12 protein-coding genes are annotated in these 13,072 nt (G+C 51.1%); all 12 read left to right on the forward strand.

The window, feature by feature from the left end; all coding sequences use genetic code 11:
• Positions 1–219: 219 nt before the first annotated feature.
• Positions 220–843 carry a histidine phosphatase family protein gene (locus tag FPL14_RS17465; protein WP_182298992.1) on the forward strand — a complete coding sequence of 208 codons (624 nt, stop codon included), beginning with the start codon at positions 220–222 and terminating at the stop codon, positions 841–843.
• Positions 844–882: 39 nt separating this feature from the next.
• The gene (locus FPL14_RS17470) at positions 883–2,220 is read left to right on the forward strand and encodes a sugar ABC transporter substrate-binding protein (RefSeq protein WP_182298993.1); all 1,338 of its coding nucleotides are present in this window, start codon (positions 883–885) and stop codon (positions 2,218–2,220) included.
• 65 nt (positions 2,221–2,285) lie between these two features.
• Positions 2,286–3,596 carry a sugar ABC transporter permease gene (locus FPL14_RS17475; protein WP_182298994.1) on the forward strand — a complete coding sequence of 437 codons (1,311 nt, stop codon included), beginning with the start codon at positions 2,286–2,288 and terminating at the stop codon, positions 3,594–3,596.
• Complete coding sequence (locus FPL14_RS17480) at positions 3,596–4,435, forward strand: sugar ABC transporter permease (RefSeq protein ID WP_182298995.1); 840 nt, start codon at positions 3,596–3,598, stop codon at positions 4,433–4,435. The genes FPL14_RS17475 and FPL14_RS17480 overlap by 1 nt, the downstream gene beginning before the upstream one ends.
• Positions 4,436–4,440: 5 nt before the next feature.
• Positions 4,441–5,268 (forward strand): histidinol-phosphatase, encoded by an 828-nt coding sequence (locus tag FPL14_RS17485; RefSeq protein WP_182298996.1) that lies wholly within the window; start codon positions 4,441–4,443, stop codon positions 5,266–5,268.
• Between the two features lie 48 nt (positions 5,269–5,316).
• Positions 5,317–6,069, forward strand: a complete 753-nt coding sequence (locus tag FPL14_RS17490; protein ID WP_182298997.1) for an MgtC/SapB family protein — start codon at positions 5,317–5,319, stop codon at positions 6,067–6,069.
• 67 nt (positions 6,070–6,136) lie between these two features.
• Complete coding sequence (locus tag FPL14_RS17495; protein ID WP_182298998.1) at positions 6,137–7,180, forward strand: LacI family DNA-binding transcriptional regulator; 1,044 nt, start codon at positions 6,137–6,139, stop codon at positions 7,178–7,180.
• Between the two features lie 247 nt (positions 7,181–7,427).
• A complete protein-coding gene (locus tag FPL14_RS17500) occupies positions 7,428–8,690 on the forward strand; it encodes a ribulose-bisphosphate carboxylase large subunit family protein (protein WP_182298999.1) in 1,263 nt (420 codons plus the stop codon).
• A 24-nt stretch (positions 8,691–8,714) separates the two neighbouring features.
• Entirely contained in the window at positions 8,715–10,085 is a 1,371-nt protein-coding gene (locus FPL14_RS17505; protein WP_182299000.1) for a four-carbon acid sugar kinase family protein, read from the forward strand.
• Entirely contained in the window at positions 10,082–10,774 is a 693-nt protein-coding gene (locus tag FPL14_RS17510) for a GntR family transcriptional regulator (protein ID WP_229263555.1), read from the forward strand. The genes FPL14_RS17505 and FPL14_RS17510 overlap by 4 nt, the downstream gene beginning before the upstream one ends.
• A 54-nt stretch (positions 10,775–10,828) precedes the next feature.
• A complete protein-coding gene (locus tag FPL14_RS17515; protein ID WP_182299001.1) occupies positions 10,829–11,857 on the forward strand; it encodes a zinc-dependent alcohol dehydrogenase in 1,029 nt (342 codons plus the stop codon).
• A 92-nt stretch (positions 11,858–11,949) separates the two neighbouring features.
• Positions 11,950–12,987, forward strand: a complete 1,038-nt coding sequence (locus FPL14_RS17520; protein WP_182299002.1) for a TRAP transporter substrate-binding protein — start codon at positions 11,950–11,952, stop codon at positions 12,985–12,987.
• Positions 12,988–13,072: the final 85 nt, after the last annotated feature.

Here is a 13,072-nt window from a genome sequence, read left to right on the forward strand (position 1 = left end):
AAATGTCCTGTTATCCGTGCGTTTACAACTTATTATCGCAATGGCTCAAAAGAAATAGCTCTATTCTACTTCACAATACTAACTAAATGTGATTTAATAATAATGAAATTTAATGAAATATATATGAAATCAAATGAAACACGTTTCACGAATTGCATTTCTTTAAATTTTGCTCCCATCGTGCAACTTGTTTCATAGAGAAGGAGGTGAAACCATCTTTTGCATCTGTATGTTATTCGACACGCGCAAACGACTATGAATATCGGGCAAGGCGGAGGCGCGAATTGCGAGCTTTCCGATATCGGTTATTGGCAGGCCAACCAAATTCCTTCCTTCTTTCGGGACATCAACGTCAAGGCTATCTATTGCAGCCCATTGAAGAGAGCGATTCTGTCGGCGTTGCCGATTAGCCGATTCTGTAACTTGCCGATCATTCTCGTTCCCGAAATGTCGGAGATGTTTCTGGAGCAATGGACGGACTATAGGGATTACGCCTGGCAGAGCTGCGCCGAACTTGTAAGCGGTTACCCGAATGTGCGGTTCTTGCATACGCACGACGAGAACAGGCAGTGGTGGCCGGTGTGGCCTGAAAAGCCGAGCGATGTTAGAGCTAGGGTCCGATCGTTCTACGATGCCCATATCGCTCCGGACTTGGGGACCGACGAACATATTGTCGTTATCGGGCATGGCCAGTCTACCGCGGATTTGAAACAAATCGCCAATCCCGGAGATACGATCCCGGTTTACAATGCTGGAATCGTAGAGTTTGTTATGAATGCCGCCGGTCAATGCGAGTCCGCCGTAGTCCATACGGGACATCTGGGAGCGCACGTTTCCGATTAAATCCGCAACAACCAACCATTAATCGAGAGGGGTTCGACAATGAAATTCAAAAAGACAATGCTTTTGCTGACAGCGCTCATTACCGCTTTCTCCGCTAGCGCATGCTCATCCAATAACGCTAACAATTCTGCTCCCAGCGCAAGTTCCTCCGCCGCGGCCAGTACGCAGGCGGCGGAAACCGGGGAAGAGGAGCTGGCGCCGGAACCGAACGCTAAGTTGATTATTTGGGAAGGCAAAGACGAGAAGCCTTTCATCGACGCGATCGCGCAAGAGTTCACGGCTAAATACAATATTCCGGTCGAGTTTCAAGAAGTGCCGTCTACCGAACAACGGAAAAAGCTGAAAACCGACGGCCCTGCCGGTTTAGGCGCGGATATCTTGGTTATGCCGCACAACACTTTGGGCGATGCGGTTGCTTCCGGTATTCTGCTCCCTAACGATTTCTACGCCGAAGAAACGAAGGCCAACTATCCTAAATCGTTAGTCGACGCCGTCTCATTAGACGGAATGATCTACGGTTACCCCCGCAACGTTGAAACGTACTTGCTGTATTACAACAAGGATCTTGTCAAAAAGGAAGATCTCGCCTCTTGGGACAGCATCGTCAAATTTGCTAAGAGCTATAACGACGTAGCGAATAACAAGTTCGGCTTGATGTGGCAAGTAAACGACTTTTACTATAACTATTCCTGGATCGCGGGCAGCGGCGGATACGTGTTCGGAGCTAACGGCACGGATCCTTCCGATATCGGTTTGAATAACGATGGCGCCGTCGAAGGCATGAAATTCTACCAAAGCTTGCGCGACGCTCTGCCTATTAAAGCGGTAGACGCGACGGCGGACGTAAAGACAAGCCTCTTCCAAACCGGCAAGCTGCCGATCAATATGGACGGCGTCTCCCAATTGGGCAATTTCACGAAAGAAAAGCTCGGGTTCGAAGTAGGCGCGGTTCCGTTGCCTCCAATGCCGAACGGCAAAAGTCCGATCAGCTTCTCCGGGGTTAAGGCTTACTATGTAAGCTCGTTCAGCAAATACCCGAATGCCGCGAAATTGTTCATCCATTTTGCAACCACGCAGGAAGCGGCCATGAAAAACTTCGAGTTGACCGGACTTATTCCGGCGCGCAACGGCATGGATTCCGATCCGAAGATCGCAAGCAACGAGGTCGTAAAAGCATTTACGGACCAAATTAAAAACTCGCAGCCGATGCCTAACATTCTTCCCGCAACCCAAATCTGGGGCCCTTCGACCGCTTCTCTGGAATTGATCTGGAACGGCGGGGACGTGAAAGAGATTTTAGACAAGTCCGTTGAGGATATTAAAGCCGGGATCGAACAACAAGGGAAAAATAATCGTTCGATATCTTCTATACCATGAACGATTAGGCGATCACCCACTTCCCGGTGGGTGATCGCTTAATTCGAAGGAGTGCATTCCTGATAATGAACCAATATAGGAAGACGGCTGCCTTGCTTTCCGTCATCGCTATGGGATTAGGGCAAATCTATAATCGCCAATATATAAAGGGAATTTTAATGCTCCTGTTATATGGTTGCGGATTATATTACGTGATATGGAACCTGAAGGATGCGCTGTGGGGAATCGTTACCCTCGGCGAGAAAAGCCAGCATTTGGAGCTGGTCGGGAAAGTGTACAAGATGGTTCCCGGAGATCACTCGATATTCCTGATCGTGCAAGCGTTAATCGTCATATTTGCGCTTATCGTATTTGTCATTGCATACGTTGCGAACATTAAGGATGCCTATCGCGTGGGGAAATCCCGCGAGCAGGGGGCTGCGCCTCGCCGTTTCATAGGTACCTTGCAATATATCAATCAACAAAAGTTCCCGCAGTTGATCATTGCTCTGCCGCTTGCCTTCGTGTTTTTTTTCACCGTGTTGCCGTTAGTGTTTTCGGTTCTGATCGCTTTCACCAACTATTCTTCTCCGAAGTATTTGCCGCCTGCCAATCTGCTGGATTGGATCGGGTTCGATGCCTTCAAGGAATTGTTTACGTTAAGCAAATGGGCCAAAACCTTCTACGGAGTTTTTACATGGAACATCATCTGGGCGGTTCTGGCGACGATAACGACGTTCTTCGGAGGATTCGGCGTAGCCCTGCTCGTGCAAAGCTCGAGTACCCGCCTGAAATCGTTGTGGAGAACGATCTATATTCTTCCGTTCGCTATTCCCAGCTTCGTCTCATATCTCATCATGCGCAACATGTTCAACTCTCAGTTCGGACCGGTCAATCAATATTTGAAATGGCTCGGCATTCAAGGGCCGTCTTGGCTTTCCGATCCGACTTGGGCCAAAGCAACGGTTCTCTTGGTTAATCTCTGGCACGGGTACCCGATATCGATGCTTCTCATCATCGGGATCCTCACGACGATTCCCAAAGAACTCTATCAAGCCGCGGAAGTCGACGGAGCTTCGGCCTTTCAGAAATTCAAAATGATTACTTTCCCGAGCGTTATGTTCTCGTTATCTCCGATCCTGATCGGCATGTTCGCCGGCAACGTGAACAGCTTTAGCGCGATCTTCTTGTTGACCAACGGGAATCCGGCCAATAGCGAATACCAATTCGCCGGACATACCGACATTCTGATCACTTGGCTATACAACCTGACGATCAATCAAGGGAATTACAACTTCGCTTCGGTAATCGGCATTATCATATTCGTCATTCTAGCAACCTTATCGATTTGGAATTTCCGAAGAACCCGTTCGTTCAGAGAGGAGGATCTTAACTGATGGTGAGTAATAGGAAGCTCAAAAAACTGCTGAATATTTCGATCGTCCATTTGTTGTTGCTTATTATTGCCGTTATCACCATCTACCCGGCGTTATGGGTCGTATTAGCGTCCTTCCGGCCGGGAACGTCTCTCTATAGCGAGCATCTTGTCCCGGAAAGGTTTACCTTGGAGCATTACCGCGGGCTGTTCGAGATGTTTCCTTTTGCGCAATGGTACGTGAATACGTTGAAGATCGCCGTCGTGACGATGGTATGCAGTACCTTTTTCGTATTGCTGACGGGTTATGCGTTCTCCCGATTCCGCTTCTATGGTCGCAAAGGGCTCATGACGGGATTGTTCGTTCTGGGGATGTTTCCTTCTTTCATGAGCATGATCGCCGTTTATATTTTGCTACTGAACATGAATTTGCTGAATACCCATTCCGCGCTGATCTTCGTTTACTCGGCGGGGGCGGCCATGGGCTATCTGCTCGTAAAGGGTTATTTCGACACGATTCCGAGAAGTTTGGAGGAAGCGGCCAGAATAGACGGGGCTAACCACTGGGTCGTCTTTTTCCGGATCTTCGTGCCGTTGTCCAGGCCGTTAATCGTCTATCTGTCGGTAACTTCGTTCGCGGGCGCGTTCAACGATTTTATTTTCGCGCAAATGGTGTTGAGGACGAAGGAAAACCAGACGCTCGCGGTCGGGTTGTATAACATGGTGAGCAGCCAATTCTCTACGCAGTTTACGCTTTTCGCGGCGGGATGCGTGCTGGTTGCGTTGCCGATAACCTTAGTGTTTATGTTCTTCCAGCGTTTCTTGGTGGAAGGTCTGACCGCGGGAGCGGAAAAAGGATAATCGGAATGAGGAAGAGCGGAGGAGAAGCAGTGTTCGATTTGCACACGCACCATGAAAGGTGCGGCCATGCTGTTGGTTTATTGGAGGATTATATAGAGAGCGCAATTGCCAAAGGATTACGGGTTCTCGGCATTTCGGATCATTCCCCTTATTTTTTCGCGCAAGACGATCATCCTTTTCCGGGGTTGGCGATGGCCCGCAGCGAATTTGCCAAGTATGTGGAAGAGGCCGGGGAATTAAAGAAGAAATACGCGGACCGCATCGAGCTGCTCATTGGCGTCGAGTCGGATATTTACAAGGAACATCTCGATTTATATGGTCGAGTCTACGACGGTTATCCGCTCGATTACGTCATCGGGTCGATTCATTTTACGGCCCCGGACCGCATTATGCGCGGGTTGGACTGGAGCGCCGCTTCGGATGGAGAGCGAGAGTTGGAATTCAAGCGATTCATCGAGTTGTTCCAGTTATCGGTTCATAGCAGATGGGTCAATATTATCGGGCATTTGGACAGGTTTAATAGAGGGTATGACTCTTTTCAGCGGTTGCTTGCTCCTTATATGGAACCTACGCTCAAAATGATGGCCGAGAAAGGCGTGGCCATGGAAGTGAATACGAGCGGGTTTCGGAATACGTCTCATGAATGGTACCCTTCCGCGGACGTGATCGAGCGCGCGCGCTATTACGGAGTCGATATTACGTTCGGTTCGGACGCGCATCATCCGAGCCGGGTCGGAGACGGTTGGGAGAAGGTTCGCGAGACTTTGCGGCAGATAGGCTACAAGCAATGGGTGATTTTCAGGCAAAGAAAACCTTGCTATTTGGAATTGTGACGGGGAAGCGGCATCCCTTCCTAACGAAGGGGAAGGAAGTGCGACTAAATGAATATAGCTAGCTCGGATATTTGGCATATTACCTATTCGGATATGACTCTGCGCATCTTGACGGCTCTAGTATTAGGCGGGCTGATAGGGTTCGAGCGGGAGGTTAACAACCATGCGGCGGGGTTCCGTACCCACATTCTGGTGTGCGTCGGTTCCGCGACGATCATGTTGTTGTCCATCTACGGGTTCGGAGATTTCGCGAAGGAGCTCAACGTAAGAATGGATCCTGCCCGGTTGGCGGCGCAAGTGATTACGGGGATCGGTTTTCTAGGAGCGGGGGCCATCATTCGCACGGGTTCGTACGTATCCGGTTTGACGACGGCGGCTTCGATCTGGGTCGTGGCCGCGATAGGTCTCTGCGTTGGGGCAGGCTTTTACTACGGGGCGATTCTGGCTTCGTTCCTCGTGCTGATCAGTTTATTCGTATTCAATAAATGGGAGAAGTACATGTGGCGCAAGTATCGAAAACACGAGATGAATATCGAGATGTACGACCGTCAAGATTTATTAGGTCAAATCGTTCTGAAATTAGGGGAGCATGGGGTGCTGATTTCCACTTTGCTCGTTCAGTCGAATAAGGAGAAGGAGGGGGGAGAACAAACCGTCCTTGTCCGAGTAAACGTTAAGACTCCGCGGGTAGATAAGATCGTGGAGGCGGTTCGCGGCATTTCCGCTTTCGAAGGCGTAATATCGGTGGACATCCCTTCGTTTTCCAGTCTATCCGGTACAGCGGCCGGATCGGTTAAGTAGGTAAAGGGAATGCTGGATTTAAACTGAACGGTCATAGTAAGATAAGAAAATATGGAAAGTTTATGAAGTGATTCGGTCAGCGGGGGTGTTTCATATCTCGACAATTAAAGATGTTGCTCTCCTAGCGGGCGTATCGCCGGCTACCGTATCGAGAGTGATTACCCAGAAGGGGAATATCGCCAGCGAGACCAGGGCCAAGGTTTATTCCGCCATGGAGCAGGTCAACTATATTCCGATACAATCTCAAGCTCTGAACAAGTCGGGAACGATCAGCTTCTCGATTGCCAGAGATCCGAAGGAAATGCTGGGGAATCCTTTTTTCAGCGACGTGCTGTGCGGAATATCGGATGCGGCGAAGAAATCGGATTACAACGTTCAATTCTCGTTGTACTACAATATAGAAGAGCAAATCGAGAAATCGATTCGGTTGTTCAAGAAGAAACAAGCGGACGGCTTTATCTTCACGAGCGTCATGTCGTCGGATAAGGATTTGCTGCTGAAAAGCATGCAGGAGAAGGATATCCCGTTCGTGATGATCGGCAGCAGCATGAATCCTAATATCTTCTCCGTTCACAATGACAATATTCGCGATAGTTATATGGTGACTAAGTATTTATTGGACAAAGGATACCGCAATATTCTGTTCCTAACGCCGAATCTCAAGCAGGATGTCATGTATGATCGGATGCATGGGTACCGTAGGGCTATCGAAGAGTGCGGAGGCGACGTTTCCGCGAATATCGTGTTCAGCAGCAACGAAGAAGTGGACATTACGAAAGCGTTGGACAAGGTAATGGAGGATGGTATTGCCTTCGATGCGATTCTGACGATGGAGTGCATCATGTCCCTGATCGCTATGAAGTATTGCCAAAGCAAGAATAAGAGTGTGCCGGAAGACGTCGGCATCCTTTCGTTCAACAACGCGACCTATCTGGACAAGGTATCGCCGTCCATTACCGGATTGAACTTGAATCCCGCGGTGCTGGGGGCAGAGGCATTCCAGCTCGTATACGATTTGATCAACACGAACCCGCAAGCGATGGTGCAGAAGAGCGTGAAGCTGCCATCGGAAATCATCGAGAGGCAGTCGACTCAACGTACGCTAGCTTAGAACAAATCCTATTTCGCGAAGAACAACACGGTCGGCAAACCATAGCCGTTGTTGTTCTTTTTTTGCGTTGGAATAATATGCAAGCCGGTAATTTATTTAAACGAGTTGACAAATGAAAGCGCTCCACATAATATAGATATCAAATAGATCCAACATAGATCTATGATAGATCTAAGATGAAAATGAACGTATTCGGCCTCGAAAGCTCCGCGGAAAGTATCGTCAACAAGAGGGGAGGCAGCACCATTTGAAAGAACAAGAAGTGATAGCTACCTATCTTATAGAGACGCCGTATTCCTTAGAGAAAGCTGCCGCAACGATGGCGGGAGAACAATCGACGGGCACTTTCGTATCCGTGCCTGGCGAAACTCCCGAGCTTAAAGCTCTACACGCGGCTAAAGTGGTGAATATTGAAACGATTGATGAAGCCGACGTTCCTTCGCTCCCGGGCGTTTATATCCCGAAGGACATGGAAAAACCGGTGTACAGAAGAGCGATCGTAAAACTAAGCTTTCCGCTTCGCAATTTCGGCGCTTCCTTGCCCAATCTTCTGTCTACCGTCGCCGGCAATTTGTACGAGCTTCGGGAGTTTTCGGGATTGCGGCTGATGGATCTCGAGTTTCCAACCGCTTTCGCCGATAGGTATCCGGGACCGCGGTTCGGTATTGAAGGAACCCGGAAGCTGGCGAACGTGCATGATCGGCCGTTGATCGGAACGATCGTTAAGCCGAGCATCGGGCTTCCGCTGCAAGAGTATGGCCCGCTTGTCCGCACGCTAGCGGAAGCGGGGCTCGATTTTATCAAAGACGACGAGCTGTGCGCGAATCCGCCGTACGCGCCTTTCGAAGATCGAGTCAAGATCGTCATGGCCGAAGTCGACAGAGCCGCGGACCGAACGGGCAAGAAACTGATGTATGCCTTCAACGTTACGGGCGATATCGACGAGATGAAACGAAATCACGATACGGTCCTCCGGGCAGGCGGAACTTGCGTCATGGTATGCGTGAACAGTGTCGGATTTGCAGGAGTGGCGCATCTTCGGGGATATTCCGAATTACCGATACACGGCCACCGAACGCAGTGGGGAGCTATGACGAGAAGCCCGCTCTTGGGAATGAGTTTTACCGCGTATCAGAAGCTCTGCCGCTTGGCGGGCGTTGACCATCTCCACACGAACGGAGTGGATAGCAAGTTCGCCGAGAGCAACGAATCGGTTATTCGGTCGATTAGCGATTGTCTGAAGCCGATGTTCGGAGGCTATGGGATCATGCCGGTGCTCTCTTCGGCACAATGGGCCGGGAGCGCAATACCGACTTATCGCGCGATTCGTACTCTTGATGTGATTCATTTAGCCGGCGGGGGGATATTAGCGCATCCCGGCGGGATAGCCGAAGGCGTTCGCAGCATGCAGCTAGGATGGGAAGCCGCGGTACAAGAGATTGAACTGGATAAGTATGCCGAATCCCATCCGGAGCTCCAAGGAGCGATAAGCGCATTCGGAGGCAAGTAGCAATAGCTTGGAGGTAAGATCACCATGAATCAAAATCAACTTCTGCTCGCGTTCTACGGCGATGATTTTACGGGATCAACCGATGCCATGGAAGCGCTGGCCCGAAGCGGATACCGTACGGTACTGTTCCTAGAAGCGCCGACGCCGGACATGCTTAGACGGTTCGAGGGCATTCGGTGCATAGGCGTCGCGGGGACGAGCAGGGCGAAATCGCCCGCGGACATGGCTCTGGAAATTACGCCGATCATGTCGCGTCTGTCCCGTCTCGACGCGCCGGTCGTTCATTATAAAACGTGTTCCACGTTCGACTCCGCGCCGGAGGTGGGGAGCATCGGAGCAGCGATTCGGACGTCCCGGGAATTTTTCCCGGACCAGCAAACCGTTCCATTGCTCGTAGGTGCGCCGGCGCTCGGGAGATATACGCTGTTCGGCCAGCATTTTGCCCGGATGAACGGCGAAATATACCGCTTGGATCGCCATCCCGTCATGTCTCGCCATCCGGTTACGCCGATGCACGAAGCCGATCTTCGCCTTCACCTTGGACAACAGCTCGACGAGGAGATCGGCTTGATGAATATTCTCGAACTGGAAGGCGAGCCTGAACAAGTAAGCGAGCGGTTCCGCGAGAAGCTGGAAGGAAAGCCGTCGGTTCTGCTATTCGATGTGCTGGATGAGGATAGGTTAACGCTGAGCGGCGGCCTCGTCTGGGAAGCCGCGGCAGCAGGAGAAAGGTTCGTGGTCGGTTCATCCGGCGTGGAGTATGCTCTGACGGCCTATTGGCAGAAGGCCGGGATAGCTCCTTCCGGAGACTTAAGTCCAATCGTCGCATCGGTAGTACCGGCTCAACGGATTCTGGCCGTTTCCGGCAGCGCTTCCCCGGTAAGTCAGCGTCAGATTGAAACCGCTATCGAACAAGGATTCCATGGTATTCGAATATCGCCCGAATCCCTTGCCGACGGGGATAATCTGCCGCAGGACATGCTGGAACAAGCGATACGCCTGCTGGACGCCGGCGAGAGCGTCGTGCTCTATACGGCACTCGGACCGGAAGATGAATCGATTGCCGACACCCGTAAGCGGATTGCCGACCAAGGAATCCTTCCTTCCCAAGCCGGGGAGCATATCGGACGGCAACTGGGACGATGGACCAAACACATCATGCAGCAGTCCGGTTTGCGCAGAGTCGTCATCGCCGGCGGAGACACTTCCGGATTCGTGACGAGCGAGATGGGGATCTACGGAATGGAAATGCTTTTGCCTATCTCGCCCGGGGCGCCGCTATGCATAGTCTATGCGCAGGACGCCCGAATGGACGGGATCGAGCTTGCCCTGAAAGGCGGCCAGTTCGGCAGCCCGGATTATTTTGCCAAAGTAAGGGATGCCGCCTTAGAATGAAGGGTAAAGACGAGATAGACGAGAGGGGACCGCAAGCGATGGAGGATTCCAAAAATCCAGGAGCTGCCATGTTGTTGAAGGATATAGCCTACGATCAGATCAAGGAACGCATTCTTGACGAAAGATTCGAACCGGGCCGGTTCTTATCCGAGCGCGAATTGATTGAATTGCTGGAGATGAGCAAAACTCCTATTAAATCTGCTCTAACCCGCTTAGAAGCTGAAGGTTTCGTAACCGTGTCCTCCAAACAAGGCATCATCATTAACGATCTGGCTATCAACCGTATCATCGACATTTACGATCTTAGGACGGCGCTTGAAACTTTCAACATTCAAGCCATTCTCGGCAAATTGAACGAGGAACAGAGCGAGTTGTTGCTGGCTAATCTCAAGGCGACCGAAGAGATCGTCCAACGTCTCGACGTGAAGGCATTCGGTAAAGCCGACCATGAATTCCATTTGCTGATCTGCCGCTTTACGGGCAATCAGGAAATTTACCGCGTGCTATTGAACTACCAGGATCATCTGCTCAGAATTACGCTGCGCCATTTGCGCAAAGACCCTCATAGGATGGTCGGGTTCTGGCAGGATCATGTAGGCATTTACGAACTGTTGAAGCAAGGCAACGAAGAATGCGTCGGCAAGATGCGCGACCATCTGCAACATTCCAAGAGCAAGCTGTTTATATAGAGAGAACAAGGAAAACCGAACGCAGCATGACCAGACAGAATGGAGAGATTAACCATGAAAGCCGTATTCGTGCAAGATGCTTATGAGGTTGTCGTCAAGGAAGTGGACATGCCCGAGCCGGGCAACAACGAAGTGTTGATCAAGGTGAAAGCGGCAGGCATCTGCGGCTCCGATATTCACACCTATAAGGGGCTTCATCCATTCCGTAAACCGCCGGTCATTATCGGCCACGAATTGTCGGGGGAAGTCGTCCAAGTCGGATCCGCCGTTACGAAATTTCAAGCGGGCGACCGGGTAACCGTTGAACCGCAAACCGGATGCGGCACATGCGAATACTGTTTGACCGGAAACGTTAATTATTGCGAGAACCGGGGAGCTCCCGGAATCGGAGCTTGGTACGGAGCGATGGCGGAGTATTTCGCCGCTCCCGAGCAGACGGTATTCAAGCTGCCGGACGGAATGGATTACGAGCAAGGCGCGCTGGTCGAGCCGTTCGCGGTAGGCGTTCACGCGGTTCGCAAAGCGGGCATCGGAGTCGGGGACAAGGTTGCGATCCTGGGCGCCGGCCCGATCGGATTGCTTGCTATGGCGGCGGCCAAGGCGGCGGGGGCAACGACGCTTCTCGTAACCGACGTGATGGATTACGCTTTGGAAAGCGCAATGAACATGGGAGCAACCCATACTTTGAACATTATGAACAAAAAGGATTGGATGCAGGACGCGAAGGCTATCGTCGGCGGAACTTTCGATAAGGTTCTGATCGCGGCCGGAGTTCCCGGCATCGTAGATCAATCGCTTGCTCTGCTACGCAAAGGCGGGCGGGTAGTTACCATCGCTATGTTCCATGGCGACCAAACGTTCAACATTCACAATTTGCAAAACCAAGAAAAAGAAATCGTGGGCTGCATGACGTATACCCGCGAAGATACGATTACCGCGATCGACATGATCGCCGCCGGAGCCGTCAACCTTGAGGCCATCGTCAGCCACAGGCTTTCGCCTGAGCAAGCGGCGGAAGGATTCCGCTTAGTCGACAAGAAGGAAGATCAATCGCTTAAAGTACTCGTTACGTTCGATAACTAAGTCAACGCAGGCCTGTTCGGCTTCACGCCGAGGCGCGGTGAAGCCGGACAATCCTTAAGCAATCATATAACACAACTAGGGGGCAGACACGAATGTTTAAGAAGTCTATTGCCGTAACCATGATGATCATTCTGTTATTTGTAAGCGCTGTAGCTTGCGGAAAAAACGAAGGAAGCAACGCAAGCCCGTCCGCTAACGCAGGATCTTCCAATGCAGGAAGTTCGGGTAAAGTAGTTAAACTCAGATTAGGACATATTACAGGCGAATCCGATGCGTGGCACAAAGGCGCCTTGGAATTCGCCAGACTGGTAAAAGAAAAGTCGAACGGCAGCGTCGAAGTCGAAATTTATCCGAGCTCCACGCTGGGCAACGACCGCGATTTGATCGAAGGCATGCAGCTCGGTTCCGTTGATTTCGCGCTCGTGGCCGGCGTATTGTCCAACTTCTACGAGCCGTATTCCATTTTGGAGCTTCCGTACTTGTTCCGCGACAACGACCACTTGCAGAAAGTGCTCTACGGGGAAGTCGGAGAAAAGCTGAAACAAGACCTGCTCGACAACGCGCAAATTCGCGGTTTGCAATTCTGGGTTCGCGGTCCCCGCGAGCTGACGGCTAGCCGTAAAATCGAGAAAGTAGAAGACCTGAAGGGCTTGAAGGTACGCGTTCCGGAAATTCCGGCATCTATCGCGGCATGGAAAGCGATGGGCGCATCCCCGACTCCGATGGCATTCGGCGAAGTATACTCCTCCCTGCAAACGGGAGTTATCGATGGACAAGAGAACCCGATCGCTTTCATGGCGAGCAACAAAATCCAAGAGGTTCAGAAGTATTTGATGATGACCAACCATGTGTATGGCTACGTACAATTGACGATGAGCGATATCACTTATCAGAAGCTGACGAAAGAACAACAGCAAGCGGTCGAAGAAGCGGCCAAAGAAGCAACGACATTCGAGAACGAATTGGTTGCGAAGCAAGATGCAGAGCTGTTGGAACAATTGAAAAAAGGCGGGATGGAAGTCGTGGAACCGGATACGGCTCCGTTCATGGAGAAAGCCAAAACGGTTCATGCGGAATTCGCGAGCAAATACGGCCAAGAGCTGTATGACAGCATCGTAAATACAAAATAGGCAAACCTATACAGAGGAGCCGGTGTCGAGGGGTGCAGGTAACCCGCGTGCGGACACCGGCTTCCTTTGCTCTGCCTAATTATGG

Origin of the sequence: Cohnella cholangitidis (assembly GCF_014107495.1) — a bacterium.
GTDB lineage: Bacteria > Bacillota > Bacilli > Paenibacillales > Paenibacillaceae > Cohnella > Cohnella cholangitidis.

Coding starts and splice junctions, on each gene's coding strand:
- FPL14_RS17470 (WP_182298993.1), top strand. CDS start 883: ATGAAATTCAAAAAGACAATGCTTTTGCTGACAGCGCTCATTACCGCT.
- FPL14_RS17475 (WP_182298994.1), top strand. CDS start 2,286: ATGAACCAATATAGGAAGACGGCTGCCTTGCTTTCCGTCATCGCTATG.
- FPL14_RS17480 (WP_182298995.1), top strand. CDS start 3,596: ATGGTGAGTAATAGGAAGCTCAAAAAACTGCTGAATATTTCGATCGTC.
- FPL14_RS17485 (WP_182298996.1), top strand. CDS start 4,441: ATGAGGAAGAGCGGAGGAGAAGCAGTGTTCGATTTGCACACGCACCAT.
- FPL14_RS17490 (WP_182298997.1), top strand. CDS start 5,317: ATGAATATAGCTAGCTCGGATATTTGGCATATTACCTATTCGGATATG.
- FPL14_RS17505 (WP_182299000.1), top strand. CDS start 8,715: ATGAATCAAAATCAACTTCTGCTCGCGTTCTACGGCGATGATTTTACG.
- FPL14_RS17510 (WP_229263555.1), top strand. CDS start 10,082: ATGAAGGGTAAAGACGAGATAGACGAGAGGGGACCGCAAGCGATGGAG.
- FPL14_RS17515 (WP_182299001.1), top strand. CDS start 10,829: ATGAAAGCCGTATTCGTGCAAGATGCTTATGAGGTTGTCGTCAAGGAA.
- FPL14_RS17520 (WP_182299002.1), top strand. CDS start 11,950: ATGTTTAAGAAGTCTATTGCCGTAACCATGATGATCATTCTGTTATTT.